We start from the raw sequence: 21,015 nt of genomic DNA on the forward strand, positions 1-21,015 counted from the left end.
TCATGGCGATCGTCACCACGCCGAAGAAGGCCTGCGCGGTCAACCCGCTGAAGATGAGTCAGCCGATTGGCGGCGCATTCGCCTTCATGGGCCTGCGTGGAGCGATGCCGCTTCTGCACGGCTCGCAAGGGTGCACATCCTTCGGGCTCACGCTGTTCGTGCGGCATTTCAAGGAGGCGGTGCCGCTGCAGACGACTGCGATGAGCGAGGTGGCGACCGTGCTCGGCGGTTATGAAAATGTCGAGCAAGCTATCCTCAACATATACAATCGTGCCAAGCCGGAGATCATCGGGATCTGCTCGACCGGAGTCACCGAAACTAATGGCGATGACGTCGACGGCTACATCAAGCTGATCCGCGAGCAGCATCCGCAGCTCGCCAAATTTCCTTTAGTCTTTGTCTCGACGCCCGATTTCAAGGACGCCTTTCAGGACGGGTGGGGCAAGACGGTGGCATGCATGGTCGAGGTACTGGTGGAGTCGCCGGCGGGCGGGGCGGAGCGTGATCCCGCGCGGGTGAATGTCCTCCCCGGATGTCACCTGACGCCGGGTGACCTCGACGAACTCAGGACGATCCTGGAGGATTTCGGCCTGAAGCCATCCTTCCTGCCTGATCTCGCAGGATCTCTGGACGGGCATATCCCGGACGAGTTTACGCCAACGACCATTGGTGGCATCGGGGTTGACGAAGTAGCGGGCATGGGCCGGTCCAGCTGCACCATTGCCATCGGTGAGCAGATGCGGCGGGCGGCAGAAGCCATACAGGCCAAGACCGGGGTGCCGTTCCGCCTGTTCGAGCGGCTGTGCGGCCTCATCCCCAACGATGAATTCCTCGCTTTCCTGAGCGACATCAGTGGCCGCCCTGTGCCAGCAAAATATCGGCGCCAGCGCGGCCAGCTCGCCGACGCGATGCTGGACGCCCATTTCCATGTCGGCGGCCGCAAGCTCGCGATTGGTGCCGAGCCTGACCTCCTGTTCGACCTGTCTAGCATGCTTCACGAGATGGGCGCGCAGGTGACGGCAGCCGTAACGACCACGCAGTCGCCGGTGCTGGAGCGGATCGGAACCAACGAGGTGCTGATCGGCGATCTCGAGGATCTGGAAGAGCTTGCTAGGACGAGGAATTGCGACCTGCTGATTACGCATTCGCATGGCCGCCAAGCGGCGGCGCGGCTGAAGATTCCGTTTTATCGCGCGGGATTTCCGATGTTCGATCGAATCGGCGCGGGACACCAGCTATCCGTCGGCTATCGCGGCACGCGCGATGTGATTTTCGATATCGCCAATCTCGTGATCGCCGACCGCGAGGAAAATCATCAGCCTACGCCCGATAGCTGGCGGACCTCGAGACAGCGCTTAAAGCCCAGCCGCCGCAGCTTCATCGCCTCAACAGAGGAATCGATTGCATGAAAGTCGCATTCGCTACCCAAGACTTGAGGCGCGTCGATGCGCATTTTGGCTGGGCCAAGTACATCGCGATCTATGATGTTGGGCCAATCGGGCACGTATTTCTGAAGGCAATTCAGTTCGACGGCGACCTCAAGGAAGACGGCAACGAGGACAAGCTCGCGCCCAAGATCGAGGCAATCAAGGATTGCGCCATCCTCTATGTCGCGGCCATCGGCGGCTCCGGTGCCGCGCGCGTAGTGGCGAACAATATACATCCGATCAAGGTGAACAAGCCCGAGAACATCCTGGTGCTGGTCGAGAAGCTTCGGCACGTGCTGAAGGGTACGCCGCCACCCTGGCTGCGCAAGGCGCTGGCAAAGGACCAGGAGCGCACGCTCGATTTCGAAGAATGAGGACGACATGACTGAAGCGGCGGATATCGTGCAAACTGATCGCGCGCTCGATGCGCCATTCGTGAGGGGACTGATCAAGATCTGGCGCGCCCAGGACGTCCATGGCGCGTGGGACGGCAAGAGCGATCTCGATCTGCTCGAACCGTATATTCTGGACAAGGAGAAACGGCGGGCGCTGCCGATCGTCGGCGATCCCGATCCGGATACGCTCTGGCGGCTGGAGCTGTTCTTCAATGCAGTCGCGCTCTCGATCGAGAAGGCGACGGGTGTGATGATCCAGCCGATGCTGAAGATGCATCATGAAGGCTTTGGCCGCATCGTGCTGATCGGCGGCCGACTGATCGTGGTGAACAAGCAGCTGCGCGATGTGCATCGCTTTGGCTTTGACAATCTCGCAAAGCTCGCCGCCGAGGGTGGCAAATACGTCGAAGGCGGCATCAAGATGATCCGGAAATTTCCCGACGTGGCAAACTATTGAGGGCAGCTCATGAGCGAACTTGAAATCCTGAAAGCAGAAATAAGAAAGCTGTCGGTGAAGGCGACCAAGGCCAAGATGGATCTGCACGATTTGTCCGAGGAACTTCCCGTCAACTGGACCTCGATCTTGGCGGTGGCGCAGAAGGCGCACGATGCCTTTGCCGAACTGGAGCGCAAGCGCGAGGATCTCAAGGCGCTCGAAAAGGCCTAAAGGGTATCCGATCATGTCATTTGCAACGCGCGACGGCCGCGACTGGACGCCGAACTACCTGATCTCAATTGATCCCAAGAAGTGCATCGGTTGTGGCCGCTGTTTCAAGGTCTGCGGTCGCGACGTCATGACGTTGAAGGGGATCAATGAGGAGGGCGATCTTGTCGATCTCGACGATGACGAAGACGATGAGATCGAAAAGAAGATTATGGTGATGAATGACCAGGGCGCTTGTATCGGCTGCGGCGCCTGCGCCCGGGTTTGTCCGACCAACTGCCAGACCCATCAGCCCGCCGGAACGGAAGCCGCTTGACAGCGCCTCTGTCCGCCTTTCCTGCAGGCAAGCGGGAGTTGGACGGCAAAGCCTCGCTGAAGGGACTCTCCATATGCTGCGCTCGGGGATAGAGCCCTTGGCGCCGATCCATTCCCGCCAGCTTGCGGGTGCCGAGCCGACCCCAGGGTAGAATCATGCCCTCGTCGCCCGCAATTCGCTTTGGATGGAATGCCGATCACACGCTTATGTAATACACTTCATCTCGGTCCTTGCATGTTACGACTACACTGGTGGTACCCCGTAGAAGAGGGTGAGTTCTCGCTAGCTCCTCTGCCAAGCGCTCGGCCGCACGGAAGGCTTGCACCTCGTTTTCGAATGGCAACCCGCAGGGGTCGTCGACATTCCGCTTTCCTGCGAGATTGAAATAAAAACGAAGCATTGCTCGCCGGCCTTGTTGCACGTGAGAAAGAAAACAGATTTTCATAAACGAGATGCGGTGATCGCATGTCACCCATAACGAAGTGTGCGCTTCCGGCTACCTAGCTCGAGGCTACTACGGGGCGTCAGACGATGAGCAGAGTGGGCGCCAATCACTTAGGCGGCGCAATCTCGGCGGAATTGTCGCTCATGGGTTTATCCTTGGTTGTTTTCGCCTACCGCAAATGAAGAAAAGGCACAATGCTGCTGGAGAAAAACAAATCAGATAGTTGGTGCGCTTCGGACGAAAGTGAAGCGTGCCGACTACAGCAACGACTTAAACGAGGCGTTCCGTACAGTACGTACAAGCTTAACGATCAGGAAGGCTCTCAAGAGGTCCAATAAAGGCCGAAGCTTCGTTCTCGCGAAGGGATGAATCCTTCAGAGCCAGACTCGGACGATGCTCACGACGACTCGGTCGGAGAGGAATTCTCAATAGATATGACGGACGGTAGGGATCGCCCTGAATCATCAGTGACGACAGACGAACAGCGCGAGCTGGAGTGCTGCAAGCAGGAGATTGCGCATCTCAAGCAGTTGGTTGTGCGGCTTTCGGAGATTGTTATGCGCAACGTCGTACGGCGCACCGAGGACCGAACATCGGAACGCTTGTGAATTCTGAGCCTGCGCGCGCGGTGAAGCTTAACCTCGCGAGCGGCCGCTATGACGTCGAAAGCCGAAAATCGATCAGACATGATCAGGGCAGCGCGTCATTGGATTGTGGCGGTTTTTGTCCTCAGAGCTCCAGAACGGCCTTCAAGCGAGCTTTCTCTAGACGATGCTTGAGCGCAGTAAGCCTGTTAGCAAACTCGGTCACCTCATGAATAGCGAGATCACCAAAAACAAATTCGTCGAGTGCTTCCTATTGTGCGGCGACGCTCGCAAAATGCTTGTAAGTCTTGTCCGTCAGCGACATCTGGACGACCCGGGCATCGCTGGTAGAGGGCTTGCGCCGCAAGAAGCCCTTCTTCTCCAGCAGCTTTGATTGCGTAGTGACGAATGAAGAGTCGACGTGGATGAATTTCGACACCACATTCACAGGAATACCTTTTCCTTCGTCCAACTCCATTAAAGCCATCAAGATCAGTCACTGTGGCCCAGTGATGCCAAGTGCACTGGCCCGGAGTCCTCCAGACAAAAGTTGATGGATCTGATCTGCCACACCAATCGCCGGACTACCTCCTGAGAGTTTTGCGAGCTACTAGCGACCGCTCTTGCTAGACTGGGCAGATCAGGAGGCATGGTATGTCAGCGTTCCATTGCTTTCCTCTCCATAGCGCGGATTTTTTAACAGGGACAACGCTGTCAGCGCGAATCCAATCCACAGCGCGTCACCTGTGGGCACTCAGATCACCTCGGCGCTGCAGAAGTCGGGACTTGCCCATCGCTGGGTCGCTGCCAGCACAAGCGGGGACAATCGGTGTGGTGAAATCCGTCGAAAAGGTCGGGCTAACGCGGAGTTTAACCGTCGACGTGGGACTCGTTGCAGTAATCAATATCGAAAGATCCTTATTATGCAGGGTCAAGCTCACAACCCTTTTTCGCGAGTCGACTCTTTTGGGGGCGGCAAAGACAATCATGCGGTCAAATCCATCTCCAGTACCAGTTCGGAGAAACGGCATAGGAACAGTACGTGGCTAGGTATTTGTAAACGACTCCCTCATGGGCACCTATGCTGAGACGTTGTTTCGGCGCAGCAAGCGCGATAAGCAGGAAAGAATCTGGCTGCAGTACAGCCTGATGCGGCTTGGCAGCGAACTAAGGCAATCCGAGCATTGGTCCAGCGCAGCGGGCCGGCCGGTCCTGCATGGAAACGATGCGGCTGAAGCCGTCGCCAAACTGGTGTAACTCCGTCTGGGATAGCAAATTGAGCTTGCTCAAAGCCGCAACCAGTGCATTTGGCGCTGTGCATCAAGCGGCTAGCGCCTCACATGCTCACCCAGAGGGCATGATGCGCCCCCAGCGTCATCTCGACGGATCTCGAGCCTTTGAATTGTGTAGCAAGCGTGGTCCGCCTCTCTATGCGGGGCCGCGCTGGAATTATTCGAGAGAGCTCAGAGGCAGCGCGAAATCATAGGCTGGAGGAAGCGGAAAGAGGAGCTGGAAACCGCTGTGCGGCGAACGCTTGAAAAGCGGTTTTAGATTCCGCCTGACTAACTCACTTGAATTCAGGAGCGCGCGATCCGTATTATCTTCCTCACTAGAGGGATGGGGGAGATCTCAAAATGTTCGATGCCGCTATCACCGAGCTTCTACGCGCGGTCCTCGACGAGGTCTGTGAGAAAGTGTCCCGGGACGAGACCGGCACCCGCGCGCATGTCGCCTCTAAGCTTCTGAAAGCCACCCCCAAAGGTGAGACGAGGCCCCGACCGCCTCAAACAGATCGACGAAGCGCCGACCATATGGCGGTCGGTGCGGACAACATGATTGTGTCACTCAAGTGAATTTCCAGGTCACAATCCTGAAGATCCTTGTGAGCTATCCGGACGGGTTCGCAGCGGTGGCGGAGCTCAAGCGCGACATGGCCATTTTAGCTACGAGCGGTCGGGACTGGGCCGAGCGCACCAAGGGATTGGCCGCCCGTGTGCCGCACCTCGACATCTTTTCGCAGAAACTCATTGAGCGCATGAACGGTGGCTGGCGCATCACCGAAGAGGGACGTGCCCTGCTCAAATTCATGGAAGCGCGCCCGATCGAGGCCGGACTACCGGGAGAGAGGGAGGTGGCGGCTCCCGAGCAATCGCAGCGAATGATACCTCGGTTGTTTACTGGCGAAGCTGGCCGGCGGCCATAAGAGTCCCAGCAGCAACAGCACGTGGCCGGCAAGCGAAAACGTCCCACCAGGCCTTAGCCCCGCGCTCTTCACCCGCCGTTTGCGTTGCGAGCGGACGTCGTCTTGGGGGGCGTTTTGCCGAGTCGCCTCCAAAAAGATCAACGCATAGTGCGACAGCGGCTCAACGCGCTGCCCTGTCGAGCCCGGCCGTTTGAAATAGCCGCCATCCCTGCCGGTCTCCACCTTCGGCAGGCGGTTTGAATCCCCAGACGATTGAGGAATTCCGATCGATTTCACACAGGTTGGCGAATACACTGTATCAAACGTAATCCAGGCCGATGTCGAGCGCGGCCGACGAATGCGTGATCCAGCCGAGATCAAGTCGACGCCGGTTACGGCGATGGCGGGCGGGATGGCGGCGGCGATGCGACCGGAGGCTTCGATGATCGCCTTGCCGCGCACCATGGTTACGGCCTGCTCGATAGCCTCGACCGTCATGTTGTCGAGCAGCACCGCATCGAAAACCGATCGATTATCTTCGAGAGTTTGATTCAGCTAGACGCAATCTGAATCGCGCTGGAACGCGATGATCGCTATCAGAAACGCGAGATTTCTTGCTTCCCAAAGGCCGCGGACACGTTTTCCTTCCAGCGCACCGATCCGAACGGGCGTTCCAACATGCGTCGGACCCGCACGGGCTCAGGGCCAATGTGGAAAGCAATTGCCTGCTGTTCAATCGCGCGCTCCGACGGAGTCGAGCGGTTGCGCTGGCGCAAATAATCGAGCCATGTCGGGCAGTGATAGCGCTCGGTCCATAGTTCGGGATCGGCGATGTCGCGTGCTATCGACCAGCCATAAGCGCCATTGCGCTGCCGGAACAGCTGTACGTCCTGCATCACGTTGTGAAAGGACCGCGCATTCCCCTGCGTTACGCGATATTCGATCTCGACAACCAACGGGCCGCTGCGTCCGGTCAGCGTCAGCCGCACCTCAGGATCCTCAAGCACCTCGGCCTCTTCGCCCCACGCGCCGACGCGCGGCATGCGCCACCAAAGGCCTAGGAGCGGCGAGACCAACATCAGGGCGGCCGAGACCAGGAGCGCAGTTTGGACCCCAGCGGCATCGGTGAGATGGCCCCAACCCCAACTGCCAACAGCAATCCCGCCGGAACTCGCCGCCTGATAGGCCGCGAGCGAGCGTCCCGCCACCCAGCGTGGCGCCGATAGCTGCACGCCAATATTGAACAGCGCCCACGCCATCATCCACACGGCGCCCGCAAGAAAAAGCGCGGCCGTCGTCAGTACCGGCTCTCGGCTCAGCGCCACCGCGGCAATCGCACAGCCCATGGACAGCGCACAGGCGCGGATCGCCGCCTCGCCACTCATGCGCTTCCGTACCTCAGTGAGATTGAGAGCGCCGATCACCGCGCCCAGGCCAAAGGCGCTCAGCATGATGCCATAGGTCTGGGCATCGCCATGGAGGAGATCGCGCGCCACTAGCGGCATCAGTGCGATGATCGCGCCGCCGATCGCGCCTGTTACCATGGAGCGGGTCAGAACGATCTTGATCGATGGCGAATTGGCGATGTAGCGCACGCCCGTAACGATGGCACGGTTAAACCTTTCAGGCGGCAGACGCGACGGTTCGGAGAAAGGTTTCCACAGGAACAGCGCCAGCATTAGTGGCAGATAAAGCAGCGCGTTTAGTGCGAAAGCAGCTACTGCGCCAGCGGTCACAACGACAATGCCACCGATTGCCGGACCTACACTGCGTGCGATATTGTAGCTGATGCTGTTCAGCGCGACCGCCGCGGGAAGCGTTTCCGACGGTACCTGTTCGCTGACCGAGGATTGCCAGGCCGGATCCATCAGCGCCACACCGCTGCCGACCACGAAGCACAGCGCCAATAACAGGTTCGGCGTGACTAGGCCGAGCCAGGCGAGGGCCGTCAGCGCGGCCGCGCCCGCGAGCGCGATACCAAGCGAAAATAGCATCACGATGCGCCGGTCATGCATGTCGGCAATGGCACCGGCCGGCATCGAGATCAGCATGACCGGCAGCATCAAGGCGGTCTGGACCAGTGCGACCTTGTCGGCCGACGATGTCATCTGCGTCATCGCCCAAGCCGCGCCAACGCCCCGAATCAAGGCGCCAAGATTAGAGAAAAGACTCGCCAGCCATATGCGGCGGAACGTGACATGGTGGAACGGCGCAGTGATGCTATCGGCGCTGAAGGTCTGCGACTGGGGCAACTCGGTCATTTGGCTCCTGCCTCGCCTCCGATAATGTGAACCTGGGCCAGATCAGTGATGATCCGGGCAACCTCGACGCTACCAGGCAACCTCGGTCTGCCTTGTCGAATTGGTCGACCCAGCAGCGGCATTGCTCGGTGAACGCGATCATCGTTCCGGTCTGGGCAGGGTTCGCGGTCAAGCACGGCATGTCCCGCTCGGTGGCGGTCTTGACTTCGAGATTGATGCTGATCGCGTAGCGGATGGACATGGCATTAGATCACGGCGACGTGAGGCGAGATCGCTGTTTCGCAGCCAAATCTCAGATGAACCTCTTGAACGGCCGAGTTCCGATATTTTGATCTCGTCAGGGTGGATGGGCCACGCGAGTGAATGGCGATACGATATTCGCGATTCTTAATTTGCGTTCGAACACCGATCTAAAGGAATTCTCCTCAGCTCTGTCGGCCGCAGCATAGAATAGAGTGACCAAGCGCGGGTTTTGCGCGTTGTATGCGAGTGAGCGATGAAAAAATGCGTAAACGCACTTCGCGCCTTGGATAGCGGCATCAGCCTATACTTTGGTTTTCGGACGAAGCATCATTGAAGGGCAAAGTCTGCACTTGAGTACTTGAGTACTTGAGGAATTCATCGGACCGAATATCGAGCAAGACTTCTGCCACGGCCGCAAAGCGGGCGTAGCACTTCTCCAATACGACTGTCGTCCTGAAGCGAAGCCGAATGACTTGACGCTCGCTTCGTAGAATTCCATCGAGTCGGCCCGTGGGTCGTGTGGAGATTTATCGCATCCATAGGACGATGGCAGCGAAAGTGACGACGGTGATTTCGGGCGGTCCTTTCGAAGCGGGTTGCGACGCGGCCGGAACTGCTTGAGTTTGAGAGGCACATCCCATGAGATGGCGCTGGACATAGACATGCTTGTCTCGCGGATGTTTGAGCGCGCGCCGTGTTGGTGGGGATGATGGCCAGCGCGCCTGCGATAGCCTGGCGCAAGTGATCGGCCTCGTAGGCCGTATCGGGCCATGACGACCTCAACGGCGCGACGGAAACTGGAGGAGCTTCGATGCAAGTGCTGATGTCTGCAGAGCAGCTGTCTGAGGAAAGTGCTCGGCTGAAGCGTGAACAGCTATCTGGGCAGGAGTCAAGCGGCTTAGGTTGGTATGTCAAAGCGCAAGCTCCAGAAGCCTAAAACATTTACCGTTCTTCGAAGCCGAATTCGATCCAGCTGCTCGGGGATCGACGCGCTAACGCTCCGGCGTTCAGTCAGAAGCACACCTCCAAATAAGGCCCCTCAATGTTCCTCAAGTGCGATTTTCCTGAGGTGCGCCGCAAAACCGCGAATAATTGCGTAATTTCGCTGGGAAAATGCAATCTGTCCCTGAAGCAGCGGGAATAAGGCACCGGATTCGAATAATGATTTATCAATTAACCGGTCAACGGCGCAAAGCAGCGACTGCTGCTCTCCTTGTAATGGAACCGAGAGTTTTTATGCGCAATCACGACTTTGTCTCCGGTAGTCTCCTGGCCCTGACGGCGGCCAGCCTCGCGCTGCTCTGCTCGAGCCTGCTCGCGTTTGCATTCATCTAAAGGCAGCGCGCTACTCGCGCTGCGGAAGCGCTCGCCGTGCGCAAAAATGCTCTACGAGTCCTGAATCCAAAAGAAGATGACTTTGACGCTGAAAAAGGACTTTAATCTGGATGAAGGCCGAGAACACAAGGCTGAGGCCGCTGGTATCTAAACGGAAATGACTAAGGTGAGAAGTTTCGGGGAGTCGCCGACACGGTTTGCCTTTACTCGCTCGATCTTCTTTCTCCCACCCCCGTCTCACGATGTTGAGCCCGCCGGCAATGCCATTCCCGCAACTTCTTCGTCGTCAGTCCGGCTCGACGGTTTGCCGGGATGGATGATCCGAAAAAAAGCGCGCCGGTCCTATTCATCGAGCAACCGCCAGCACTGCCCGATACCCGCAACTCATCTCATCTAGCCCCACGTTCCGCTTTTGATCGCTCCTGCTCCAGAGCTTCCATACCGTGTCGATGCAGCCAAAGAAGTCCCCTTGCGAGCTGACGGAGATCGTTTCGCTTCGGACCAATGGGCAGCCGTCTTGCGCGACGAAGAGCGTCCGCAGCTTGCTTCTCCAACGGCGAGAATTCCCGCTTTGTCGGCATCACCTGATCTACTCTCAATCAAACGCTCCGTTATCTACGCCGCTCAGGCGCCAAGTTTTGTGAAATGGTTCACAAAGGAAAAGCGTCGTGAACTGGTCAGGTAGCCCCCAGTCGTCTGTTTTCTTTTTGACGCAAGCGTTCACAAGAGACGGCATGAGCTTCGTGCAGACTGCAAACACATTCAAAGATGTGGATGGAGGCGAACGCGCGACAATGCACGACAGCTTGTCGGCGATCGTGATGCTTTGGAGGGCCCCGACCGCGCGCCTTAACGCTGCACTATTCTGAGAGCTGCGATTGATCGCGCACAAATGCGGCTCTGGCCGCTATCGAGGAGCTAGGCTGGCCCTAGCAAGAAAATAGCGTTTCTGCCACTAGGCCGTCTGCGATGTGGAGCTGCGCTGTAGGAGACCAGCTCAGACTAGCAGAGAGCGAGCCAAGCGAATTGCCCAGTGCGCCTGGCGCGCAACCCGAAAGACCGATGTCAAAAGGTCTGCGATATGGTCAGCGCGGTGAAAGACCTCGGCGTGGAGACCTACGTCACGCTCGGCATGCTGACTCCCTGGGCAGGCCGCACGGCTCGCCGAAGCTGGGCTCGATTCCTACAATAAGAATGTCGACACTTCGCCCGAGTTCTACGACAAGATCATCACCACCGCACCCTGCAGGATCGCATCGATACGCTGGCGCACGTGCGCAATGCCGGCATCGAGATCTGTTGTAAGGCATGTGAACGCGTTGATGACCGAATGGGCATGCTGGTTCTGCTCGCCAATCTGCCGAGCTATCCGGAGAGCGTTCCGATCACCTTTGGAGTCAGGTCAAGGGCGTGCCCGTCAACGATACCGCGGAGAGGCTGAATGCGATCGCCCTGGTACGGTTGATCGCGGTCGCCCGCATTCTAATGGTGAGAAGCCCTAGTGCGGCCCTCCGCCGGAGTTGTCGCCGGCAATATTTTCTCGCACGGTAACAAACGATCCGTTCGTTGTGGATATTGGAAAGCGGGTTCTCCGACTGGGATGAAAAATAGCTTGTCTTCGACTCGCGTAGCCGCTCTTTCTCTGAGACTATTGATGTCAATCAATGGTGCTTAGAAAGGGGAACGCTGATGATTTGGAATGACGTCTTCGACGAAGCCAACAACTCCGGTCTGCGCACACCTCCACGTCGTATGACTTGCGCGTCGTGTTGTTGACCTAATCCATTTCGCGTCAGCGTGCTGACACCGCAGATAGCGAAGGCTTCTACAAGCCGTACCCTGCAGTCGGATTTTGAATAGATGCGCACCCGCTTGTCTGAGCGGCGTGATGCAAGTTGCTGCCCGTTTTAATCGTCCCGTCGTCCCAACTCCAGCTTGCCGAGGAAAACAGGATGACCACGATAACGATCCTATCAAATTCCCCTATCGGATGCCGAATGTGTCCGGGCGGCCCCGTTATTTCGTCGATTGAGCAACGCACCAGCTGGGAGATCGACTACAATTTGAAAGCGCGGCCAGATCGCCGAGAAGGCCGGCTTCGACTACGCCTCGACCAAATCCGTTTCACCGCTGGCTATGGCGCCGACAAGCAGCACGAATCGGTCAGCTTCTCGCACGCGCTACTCGCAGCAACTGAAAAGCTCAAAATCATCGCTGCCATCCCACCGGCCCATGGAACTCAGGGCTGGCCGTACTCATTCGGAAGGTTCAATGTGGGGCGACACCCAGGTCCAAAGAAGCAAGAGCGCTCCGTACGACCATGACAATCTTGCCGGCAGGTTATCTTTCGATTTTTCTGGCGATTTTTTCAGTTGCCATCGACACGAAGACTTTATCACCTCACCAATGGTGTGAACTAAAGCGTCATTTGAGCTTCAAGATCGCAGCATATCTGCTTTGGGTCGGATGCTGCGGCAGCCTCGCTGCCCCGATGCTACTACGTGGTACGTTGAGCTTGGAGGAGGATGTGACATGGTGACCATGCGTGAAGTGTCTGTCGACGACGCCACAACGGTGACCCAAATGGTTGCTGCCCTACTTGCCGAACTTGGGGCTGGCCAAGCGCAGGCCGGATTAGATACCCAGCTGGTTGCCAATCTTCTCGCCATGAAACAGCGCGTCTATGGGTTTCTCGCCTTCACCGAGGAACGTCCTGTCGGTATCATCATGGTGTCGGAAAGCGCTGCGCTTTTTGCGCGCGGAACCTACGGCATTATCACCGAACTCTACGTGGTGCCGGATCAGCGATCGTCTGGGGTCGCGATGCACCTTATTGAGGCTGCCGTGGGCTTGGGGACGGAAAAAGGCTGGGGCCAACTTGAAGTGGGAGCGCCGAGGCAGCCGATGTGGAGCCGCAGCCCCAACTCAGCATTGTACTTGAAGGCCGGTTTTGCAGAGATCGGCCCACGCCTCAGGTTGCCGTTGCACGGCCTAGCTATAGCTAGCCAACGTGCGCAAGGCAATCCTGCGGGCGATCCGCGGTTAGATCCTCGGCGGCAACGCGCCCGATACCGCCGTGTCTCGGATTCATCTGCTGCAGGTTTGCATGAGCGTCGATTTGCCGGCGCCCGATTGACCCGCGATGAAGTTTGTGACGCCAGCTCGTGAGCGGGGCCTTTTCTTTGATGGGACCGCGGGCACCCAGTACTCGTCGGACCGCATGATCGTCATCACGCGCTGAGTAACTGCCGAGGGGCCCGGTCCGGCGAACCAGCTGTACGCGACAGGTCGTAGTAGTCGATCTTGAAGAAGTAGCGGTCTGAGCCGAGATAGAACCGAAGTCGTGCTCACCTTACGATCGTTGCCTCGAGTAAACCGATCTAACTTGCGCACGAGCTCAAGCAGCTCGGCCTAGCAGGCTGTTGAAGAGGTAGCCAATCGGCGGGCGATAAAGGGAATGTCGTCGCCGGCTTCGAGGCATATCTCGTCGGCCGTGAAGAATCTCGTAAGTCCTTGAGCGGGATTCGATTTTCTGGTCACACCGACATTCGAGATTGCCGGGTTTTGGGCGTTGAGGCCCCAAAAGCTTGCAATCTCAAACCTCGCTCCGTTCCGAAAATCGACTCCCGCTCAATGGCTTGGGAGGTTCTTCACAGTCGACTATTTATCAACGAGGTTCGCAAATTCCGATCCGGCGGCTGCCGCAACAATCGCCGAAACAACGGCCGCTCGCCGCAAACGACCGCTGATCCTTGTCCGGTTTCTGACAGTGTGCAACGGCTATCGTCGGGTTCAAGACACCGCCCGCCATGTACGGTGCGAACGGTCTTCAAAGCGAACCCGAAGCTTAATGCGCTTGAGCGCCGTTGGCACAGCCATTGCTATTTAGAGGCGGCAACACAGAGTGAGGGGAGGGCTGAGCGCATTCAAACGCGTGTAACGAGCGATGTTCTCCTCCTCTAAATCCGTATACGCATTTCTGAGAGAGAAACCAGCGCGCGGGAACAGCCGCGCAATCTTCGACAATCGGTTGACGGAGAGCAACATGTCTTCAGTGAGACTGATCATCTCTTACGGAAACCATGGTATCGATAAGTCGAGCTCGCCGCAGAACAGGTTAGTGGCACTGGCCGAGATGGGTCACAAGATGCTACTCGTTCGCGGGGGGCAAGGCGGATTCCACCTGGTTGATCCCACACGCGAAGCGCAGGACACGAATCCGAGCTTCGCTGATAAATCCCGGCAGTCTCGACGATCTCGAAATCATGACGTGATGCAGATCAACCAGAATATCTGGTGCGTGGAGTCCGGCGGTACGGAGAAATGTGTCATCACATTGATCACTTCCTAGAAGAGAATGACGCCTATAACGCGGTCCTAAACCACGCCCAGATTCCAAGCAGGCCAATCACTATCGCAACGCTTTGAACAAGATCCACAACAATGGCAGGCAATGGCACCATCCCGACCCCGATCACGATGGACGAGCTCGAGGACATGCTCATGGAGCACGGCATTACGGATGAGGTCGACGGGTCCAGCATCCAAGACACCCCCGAACTCGCCGCCTCATTCTTTGCTACCCAAAGATGGAGAGTTAAATGACTACCCCAGTAGACGTATCTGTGCGGCGCCAAACGACAGACGTAGATGCAATGCTGGCCGAACTCCGAGTATGCGAACGCCCGCACGATGTGGAAGTGAGCGGCATGCCCTTACACATTTTGCCTGGCGTTTTGTCACCGCGCCTAAGTCACGCTCCCGATGCCTTGATGTCGAAGTGGCGCATCGACCCTGGCGCAACGGTGCTAGATCTTGGATGCGGGTCAGGTGTACTAGGGCTTGCAGCACTCCGTGCCGGGGCAGGACGCCTAATGGCTCTCGATATAAATCCGCAAGCCGTCCTCACAACGGAGATAAACATCGAGCGATTAGGTTACTCGGACAAAGCAGAAGTGCGCTGTAGCGACATCTATTCTGCGCTGCAATCCGGAGAAAAATTTGACGTCATTCTCTTTGCCGCACCCTATTGGAATCGGAAAGCAAAGGACGACCTGGAGCGCTCTTGCTATGATGAAGATCACAAAGTTATGGCCTCAGCTCTCGCGGGAGCGCATCTCTGGTTGAATGCCGCCGGGGTAATGTATGTGGTGTTCTCTGATCAGGGAGATGTTGGACGCGTCTTGAACTTGATTGATCAGAGTAGGCTGCGTGTCAGAGACATGCATATTTTCCGACCATCGATTGCAGGTGGGCACGTCCGCATTGTTTGGGAGCTCACGGCTCGATAAAGTCGACTGTGAAGAACCTCCCAAGCCATTGAGCGGGAGTCGATTTTCGGAACGGAGCGAGGTTTGAGATTGCAAGCTTTTTGGGGTTGAAGGCCCGAAAGCTTGCAATTTCATTTTTGCGATTCCCTCGAATCGCAGGTCGTGATTGCGTGGTCGGATCGGAGGGGGACGATGCGACCCAAGGAACGACGGGACAGCGGACAGGCCGATCTTCTGCGCTCGCGGCTGGACGCGATCATCGACATGGATGACGTACTCCCTGATGGTGGTGTAGCTCGGTAGAAGCAAAGCCGCCCGGACGAGCGCCCCCAACTAGCGCCGCAGCGGGGGGGCCGCGGTGGTCACAGGGAGTTCTCCGGTAGGACCGGCTTGCGACTGCTGGGTACTTGAGAAGTATGTCGCTTTCTCGCGTTGACGTTTACGGCGGGAAACGGCACGCCTTGATCATCCGTATGTAGCGATACCGAATAGGTTGATGACGAAGACCAAAGGCATGTCTAAAGCCTGGACGTATACGCGTCGTACGATGCTGTTGGGCAGTAGCTTCTTGGCTAGCGCGTTGTTCGGGGGCGTTACGGTGCCTACACTCAATCGGCCGCAGCGCAAGGTTGCCATGGTGTTGAAGGCGGCCGACTCTCCCTTCGTCGTTGGGTGCACACAAGACGGCATTACCTCGTTGCGTTATCGTAATGATGCGTATGACACGGATTATGTCCTGCCTGGAGCCGTGCTGGGGACGGCTCACGCTAGAGTTCGGCGTGCCGGATCCGAGTGGCATACGCTTCGAACCGGCGTTGATGCAACGAAGCCGATGGATAGCGCGGCCCTTGAACTAGCAGCCCGCGATGCCGGCGTCCTTCTCACGACCCGCCTCGCAGTCGACGAGGCTGGATTGACGTGGGAGATCATGCTGCGGAACGACGGCATGGCGAGCGTGGAGGTTGGCGACCTCTATTTGCCCATGCCGATGAACACCGAATTTCCGGCAGGGCAACCTGTATCGGTGGCTGTTTTGAAGCACAGCTTCGTCTCGGGGCATGGATCGCACATCTTCTGGATTCGCGGAAACAGCACCGGTCCCTTTCTCATGCTCTTACCGAAAGCGGACACGTCACTGGAATATTGGGATGTCCACAAGGATTCGGCCGAAGCCTCTGGGACGTGGTGCGCCTACATCTTGGGCGGGGCGGCCGCCGGCGAGGCAGTGGCGGGCGGGACTCGCTGGCGACAGCCGACCCATTCCCTGTCCCTGTCGCCGGCCGAGCAACGGCGTTACCGTCTCCGCTTCCAGTGGGTTGCCGATTACGAGGCGGCGCGCAGGGCTATCGCGGACGCCGGTCTGGTGGACGTGGAAGTAATGCCGGGCATGACGGTTCCCAATGACCTGCATGTCGACATCGCGCTCGCGTCCTCCATTCCGGTGGAGCGAATCGAAGCGGAATTTACCGGCGACACGGTGGTGCAACGGTTGCCGGATCGGGCTGGCAGGCGACTGTGGCGGGTTCGCTTTTCGCGATTGGGCGAGAACCGGCTGACCCTGCACCAGCCGGGTGCGCGCCAGACCTTTCTTGAATTCTTCGCTACCGAGCCCGTCGAGACGATGATGAAGAAGCGCGCAACCTTCATCGTGAAGCGGCAGCATCGTGACCCGTCCAAATGGTACGACGGTTTGTTTGGCGAGTGGAATATGGAGACGCAGGTCCTGCTTGGCCCGGACAATTATGACCGGATCAAGGGCTGGCGCATCTACGAGGTAACGTGCGACGATCCCGGGCTGAGCAAGCCCGCTTACCTCGCGACCAAGAATGCCGAGCATCCTGATGCGGCGGAAGTGGCGGCGCTGGATCGGTATATAGATACGTTCGTCTGGGGCGGGCTGCAACGTACCACACAAGAGGCATACGCCTACGGCCTCTACGGCATACCGGATTGGAAGCAGAACAGGGAAAGCAGCGATCCCGGCCCAAAGGGCCGCCTGCATATCTGGCGGCCTTATGACTATCCGCACATCTTCGCGATGTATTTGGCCATGCACCGCATCGCGCGTGACCATCCCGCGATACCCACCCGCCAAAGCGCACGAGATTATTTGGTACGCGCCTACGGTACGGCGCTGGCCATGTTCACGGTGCCGATGCGCGTGGTGATGTGGTCTGCCTACCGCACCGGCTTCTACAACGAATGTGTGATCCCCGAACTGGTTTCGGCGCTCACGACGGCGGGCTTGACGCGCGAGGCGGCGACGTTGGAGGCGCACTGGGCGCGTAAGGTGCGCGCCTTCGTCGATCCGAAGGCGGACCTGTTCAAGTCTGAATATCCGTTCGATTCCACAGCTTTCGAATCAACGCAGGCACTGGCGCGCTCGGCCCTTGACGACCCTGTCGCCATGGGGGTTTCGAAAGCGGCAGCGCGTGCCTTCGCAGAGCGTCAGATCGCTGCAAATCTGTTCTGCCGTGGCTGGCTGGAACCTGCTTATTACTACCTGGGCAGCGATTATCGCGGGACTGCGGGCGACGCCTATACGCTGACTTACATGGCGCAGATGGGTGGCTGGGCGCTGCTTGATCATGCGCTGAACGATGCAGACGACCCGCATCCGCTCCTTCGTCTCGGCTATGCGTCACAACTCAGCGCGTGGGCTTTGCTGAACAGCGGCCCTGCGTCGGCCGGTCATGGCTATTGGTATCCGGGCGAGGAGAATGACGGCGCGGCCGGTGGTGGCTTCGAGCCGGCGCCGAGCGGGACCACATGGCTCGGTCAGCCGCATCACCGTGGAACGTGGTATTACTCGTGCGAGATCGACCTGGGATTTTGTGGGGCGGTCCGCGCTGCTGCGACGATCGTTGCCGACGATCCCATCTTTGGCCAGGTTTGTCACGGTGGCATCATGGAGACATTCGCTCACACCCTGCGTATCTGGCCACGTGATGGCGTGCGGCGACGGCTCAACGTGCGGCTACAGTCTCTTCGACTGGACTTGGTGCTGCTCGACGCCCGATTCCGGGCGGATCGACCGATCATTCTGAATTTGGGGGAGGGGTGGATCAGCCTTACGCCTGAGCCCTTTGCCCCATCTGCATCGGGAGTGACGTTCGAATTGCGGTACGATGGCGGGAGGAAGCGCAAGGAAGTCGTCGACATCACGGACAGCCAGATCGTCGTCCGCTTGCCTGCGGCGCGCTTACCGCGGGTTCAGGTTCGCTAGTGGCCGATTATCGGGTGCGATCGGCACTTATGGCCTGCTGTTCCTCGCGGCTTCCGAGGCGATGACGATCATCAAATCCCGAGCATCTCGGCGCACGTATCCGCATCGCCGCGGTGCTGCATACCTCGGGTTCGGCGATGACCCACCATCCGCACATCCACATGATCGTGCCGGCTGGCATCGGCGGCAAATTCAATAATCGTTGAAATATGGAAAAAGTGAATGCCGTGGCCGCCCTCTCCCGGGAGAATCGCCTCTAGACTATCAATCGGCACTGGAATGGGACCCCCATCGGCGTCCAAAAGGGGCTCTGACTCATATGTGGAGCGGCCCGGGCTGGAAGATCTTTCTCTGGTTGAACAAGGGATGACGGTGCGGTCATATGTTCGGCCTGTAAACGCGGCACTTGGCCGCTGGCCACGATGATATCCGCGGAAGCAATCGCCCAATCAATTTCTCGCGCTCGAAGCGCAGTGAGTCAGGCGGTCTGATTGCTGCCGGGAATGTCGTCATTCAGGATTTTAGACCTTGCCTCCTCGGCAGTCCTCTTCTTCTGCCGGAGAGCACTTCAGATTAGGATTTTAGCATTGCAGTTGGTGCCTGATAAATGCCGCCCCTGACAAGCAACGCCCAGATGGTGCGCGCAATCTTGTTGGCAAGCGCCACCGATACGACCTTGACCGGCCGTCTTTGGAGCATGGTCCGAATCCAGAGCGGGACTTTCAAGCCTCGTTTGGCAAGCTTGATGATCGAGGTCGCACCAACGATCAAGAGCGTCCGTAGTTGCCGATTTCCGCGCTTCGATATCGCGCCGAGCCGATCTTTTCCGCCGCTTGACTGCGCCCTCGGCGTCAGCCCCGTCCAGGCCGCGAAATCTCGCGCAGTCGCAAAAGGCGCGTGAATCCAGGACGGATGTCCGAACGGTAGCTGGGATGAGAGAACCGACGCCTGGGATGCTCATAAGTCGTCTAGCATGAGGATCCTGTCTTACGGCTGCTAAAATCTCCCTGTGCTATTGAGGCCGGTGCCATGTAGAACGTGCGTCATTTCCCAGGTGCAGCATACGATTTTTGGTAGTCTCTGGAAATGATCTACATCAACGATTTGCTCTTTTTGGGGGACACGCAGCGCGCCAGGAATATCCGGGTGTCAGCTACGGAGCGAATTTCGGATTCAACTCGGCCATTCCCGAACTCGCAGAAGGGGCATTCGCGTCGATTTCGTCTCGGCCATGGCCGGTCTAGCCACAGAAGACATTCAGATAAGCGCACGAAGTCGATCGATATGAGCCACCTCCGGATATCAACTCGCGCGACGGGCAAAGACTAGCGTAGCTCCCAGTGCGCACATGATGGCACCCGACACCTGTCGCATCTTGGTAAGGATTAACGGTCGAAGGCCGGCTCTCGCTCTCGCAGCCAAATGGGTCGCAACCAAATCGACACTAATGTTGAGTGCAACCGAGATGAGCCCGAGGACGATGAACTGCGCGGCGACGTTCGCGGATGGGTCGACAAACTGGGGAATGAAGGCGAGAAAGAATGCGGCCGTCTTCGGGTTTAGTGCCTCGACGATGATGCCGTCGCGGAAGGCCCGACGCACCCCGGTCGTCTGCACCTCAGTCGGCTCGACAATGCGCGCTTCGCGCCAGGTCTTGAGCCCGAGCCAGATGAGATACAGGGCACCCGCGATCTTCAAAAAAGTGAATGCCTCGGCGCTCGCCATGACGAGCGCAGATATGCCGACGGCGCCGCCGAACACGTGCACAAGGCCGCCGAGACCTAGGCCAACACTCGATGCCAACCCTTCCGTTCTGCCGCCGACAAGCGTTCGCGCCACGATATAGAAGATTCCTGGCCCCGGCGTGATCGCCACAAGCAGCGACGCTGCCAAAAACAGGATGAACGTCTGGAAGTCCGGCATCGCCCACCCCTCTAATCGCGTCAACCAGTTCGTCTAGGGCCGGTCTTCGTACACGATGACTACGCTAACCTCAGGCCGGAATCGGAATGAGGGAAGCCACTTCCCGATCCTGCGGCTTTTCGCACGCTGCAAGGCCGGCGGCGACGCCGATGCGGTCAGCCTCGGGCAGGTTCTGGCTCATCTTGCGCTTGCCCTCAAACCTGGTGACCGGAATGCGCACTCCGATGATCCCTCGCAACTGGGAGTCAATGAAGTCGGCGGGGGCATCGCTGACGGCCCAAGGCTTCGCGCGCGCCTTCTCATGGATGTTCGTTAGGCGCGTGACCACCTCGAGCAGACGTTCGGGCTCCTGGAAGAACTCGACCGGCCCGTACGCGTGGACGGCGATATAATTCCATGTCGGCACCACCTTCCCGGTTTGTTGCTTGGTGGCGTACCATGAGGGTGTCGCGTAGGCTTCCGGACCCATGAAGATCGCCAGAGCTTCGCCGGTCGGAGCCGAACGCCATTGTGGATTGGCCTTCGCCAAATGCCCGTACAGCACCCCGTGCTCTCCTTCGGTCTCATCGAGGAAGAGCGGCAAGGGTGTCGCAATCGGCCCGTCCGCGGTGGCCGTGACTAGGTTGGCGACGCCGGCGGAGCAAATAGTCGCGCGGATGCTTTCGACCTGGTCATCTCTAAAGGCGGGGGGCACATACATGGCGGTTCTCCGTTCTCATTCATGAGATAGACCGAGCCTGGTTC

Annotated in this window: 16 protein-coding genes and 7 pseudogenes; 15 read left to right on the plus strand and 8 right to left on the minus strand. The window is 58.2% G+C overall.

All coding sequences use genetic code 11. The features are described from left to right. Positions 1-2 precede the first annotated feature (2 nt). Genes nifN through fdxB form a run of 5 tightly spaced genes read left to right on the plus strand, consistent with a single transcriptional unit; the run spans position 3 to position 2,802 of the window. A complete protein-coding gene (nifN, locus tag HCN58_RS18070) occupies positions 3-1,409 on the plus strand; it encodes a nitrogenase iron-molybdenum cofactor biosynthesis protein NifN (RefSeq protein ID WP_171580739.1) in 1,407 nt (468 codons plus the stop codon). After that, positions 1,406-1,801 carry a nitrogen fixation protein NifX gene (gene nifX / locus HCN58_RS18075; RefSeq protein ID WP_065730399.1) on the plus strand — a complete coding sequence of 132 codons (396 nt, stop codon included), beginning with the start codon at positions 1,406-1,408 and terminating at the stop codon, positions 1,799-1,801. The genes nifN and nifX overlap by 4 nt, the downstream gene beginning before the upstream one ends. Before the next feature lie 7 nt (positions 1,802-1,808). Then, the gene (locus HCN58_RS18080) at positions 1,809-2,279 is read left to right on the plus strand and encodes a NifX-associated nitrogen fixation protein (protein ID WP_171580740.1); all 471 of its coding nucleotides are present in this window, start codon (positions 1,809-1,811) and stop codon (positions 2,277-2,279) included. Between the two features lie 9 nt (positions 2,280-2,288). Next, the gene (locus tag HCN58_RS18085) at positions 2,289-2,489 is read left to right on the plus strand and encodes a CCE_0567 family metalloprotein (protein ID WP_171580741.1); all 201 of its coding nucleotides are present in this window, start codon (positions 2,289-2,291) and stop codon (positions 2,487-2,489) included. Between the two features lie 13 nt (positions 2,490-2,502). After that, entirely contained in the window at positions 2,503-2,802 is a 300-nt protein-coding gene (gene fdxB / locus HCN58_RS18090; RefSeq protein ID WP_171580742.1) for a ferredoxin III, nif-specific, read from the plus strand. A gap of 196 nt (positions 2,803-2,998) precedes the next feature. Here fdxB and HCN58_RS37455 read toward each other — a convergent pair whose 3' ends face one another. Together HCN58_RS37455 and HCN58_RS37100 are read right to left on the minus strand one after the other, a co-directional pair. Next, positions 2,999-3,247: a DUF6894 family protein gene (locus tag HCN58_RS37455; protein WP_376701186.1), complete on the minus strand. Its 249-nt coding sequence runs from the start codon at positions 3,245-3,247 to the stop codon at positions 2,999-3,001. 855 nt (positions 3,248-4,102) lie between these two features. Next, entirely contained in the window at positions 4,103-4,309 is a 207-nt protein-coding gene (locus HCN58_RS37100) for a MarR family winged helix-turn-helix transcriptional regulator (RefSeq protein WP_311966824.1), read from the minus strand. Between the two features lie 593 nt (positions 4,310-4,902). Here HCN58_RS37100 and HCN58_RS18100 point away from each other — a divergent pair. The 3 genes and pseudogenes from HCN58_RS18100 to HCN58_RS18110 all read left to right on the plus strand — a co-directional run. After that, positions 4,903-5,088, plus strand: coding sequence for a hypothetical protein (locus HCN58_RS18100; RefSeq protein ID WP_171580743.1), 186 nt, complete (start codon positions 4,903-4,905; stop codon positions 5,086-5,088). Positions 5,089-5,465: 377 nt separating this feature from the next. Next, complete coding sequence (locus HCN58_RS18105; RefSeq protein WP_311966825.1) at positions 5,466-5,684, plus strand: hypothetical protein; 219 nt, start codon at positions 5,466-5,468, stop codon at positions 5,682-5,684. After that, a pseudogene (locus tag HCN58_RS18110) lies at positions 5,681-5,974 on the plus strand (hypothetical protein); the annotation flags it as partial. The gene HCN58_RS18105 and the pseudogene HCN58_RS18110, both read left to right, overlap by 4 nt. Positions 5,975-6,332: 358 nt before the next feature. Here the strand turns inward: HCN58_RS18110 and HCN58_RS18115 are convergent. The 3 genes and pseudogenes from HCN58_RS18115 to HCN58_RS18125 form a co-directional block, all read right to left on the minus strand. Continuing rightward, a pseudogene (locus tag HCN58_RS18115) lies at positions 6,333-6,532 on the minus strand (carboxylating nicotinate-nucleotide diphosphorylase); the annotation flags it as partial. A 77-nt stretch (positions 6,533-6,609) separates the two neighbouring features. Further along, positions 6,610-8,274 (minus strand): MFS transporter, encoded by a 1,665-nt coding sequence (locus HCN58_RS18120; protein ID WP_171580745.1) that lies wholly within the window; start codon positions 8,272-8,274, stop codon positions 6,610-6,612. 770 nt (positions 8,275-9,044) lie between these two features. Continuing rightward, a pseudogene (locus HCN58_RS18125) lies at positions 9,045-9,282 on the minus strand (IS5/IS1182 family transposase); the annotation flags it as partial. Between the two features lie 1,576 nt (positions 9,283-10,858). On the opposite strand from HCN58_RS18125, the pseudogene HCN58_RS35885 reads away from it, so the two are divergent. The 7 genes and pseudogenes from HCN58_RS35885 to HCN58_RS18155 all read left to right on the plus strand — a co-directional run. After that, positions 10,859-11,388: pseudogene (locus HCN58_RS35885) on the plus strand (radical SAM protein); the annotation flags it as partial. 416 nt (positions 11,389-11,804) lie between these two features. Further along, positions 11,805-12,176 (plus strand): hypothetical protein, encoded by a 372-nt coding sequence (locus HCN58_RS18130; protein WP_210266042.1) that lies wholly within the window; start codon positions 11,805-11,807, stop codon positions 12,174-12,176. A gap of 208 nt (positions 12,177-12,384) precedes the next feature. Continuing rightward, positions 12,385-13,020, plus strand: coding sequence for a GNAT family N-acetyltransferase (locus tag HCN58_RS18135; RefSeq protein ID WP_171580746.1), 636 nt, complete (start codon positions 12,385-12,387; stop codon positions 13,018-13,020). An 877-nt stretch (positions 13,021-13,897) separates the two neighbouring features. Continuing rightward, positions 13,898-14,457, plus strand: a pseudogene (locus HCN58_RS35890) (P-loop NTPase family protein). Next, positions 14,454-15,143, plus strand: coding sequence for a 50S ribosomal protein L11 methyltransferase (locus HCN58_RS18145; protein WP_171580748.1), 690 nt, complete (start codon positions 14,454-14,456; stop codon positions 15,141-15,143). Before HCN58_RS35890 ends, HCN58_RS18145 begins: the two are co-directional and overlap by 4 nt. Before the next feature lie 475 nt (positions 15,144-15,618). Next, entirely contained in the window at positions 15,619-18,348 is a 2,730-nt protein-coding gene (locus HCN58_RS18150) for a DUF5695 domain-containing protein (RefSeq protein WP_235983694.1), read from the plus strand. 68 nt (positions 18,349-18,416) lie between these two features. Further along, positions 18,417-18,527, plus strand: a pseudogene (locus tag HCN58_RS18155) (transposase); the annotation flags it as partial. A gap of 394 nt (positions 18,528-18,921) precedes the next feature. On the opposite strand, the pseudogene HCN58_RS37805 reads toward HCN58_RS18155, so the two are convergent. From HCN58_RS37805 to HCN58_RS18170, 3 genes and pseudogenes are all read right to left on the minus strand, one after another. Then, positions 18,922-19,354, minus strand: a pseudogene (locus tag HCN58_RS37805) (transposase); the annotation flags it as partial. 296 nt (positions 19,355-19,650) lie between these two features. Further along, positions 19,651-20,271, minus strand: a complete 621-nt coding sequence (locus HCN58_RS18165; protein WP_171580749.1) for a LysE family translocator — start codon at positions 20,269-20,271, stop codon at positions 19,651-19,653. 70 nt (positions 20,272-20,341) lie between these two features. Then, positions 20,342-20,971 carry an FMN-binding negative transcriptional regulator gene (locus HCN58_RS18170; RefSeq protein ID WP_171580750.1) on the minus strand — a complete coding sequence of 210 codons (630 nt, stop codon included), beginning with the start codon at positions 20,969-20,971 and terminating at the stop codon, positions 20,342-20,344. Positions 20,972-21,015: the final 44 nt, after the last annotated feature.

The organism is Bradyrhizobium australiense, from assembly GCF_013114825.1.
Lineage (GTDB): Bacteria > Pseudomonadota > Alphaproteobacteria > Rhizobiales > Xanthobacteraceae > Bradyrhizobium > Bradyrhizobium australiense.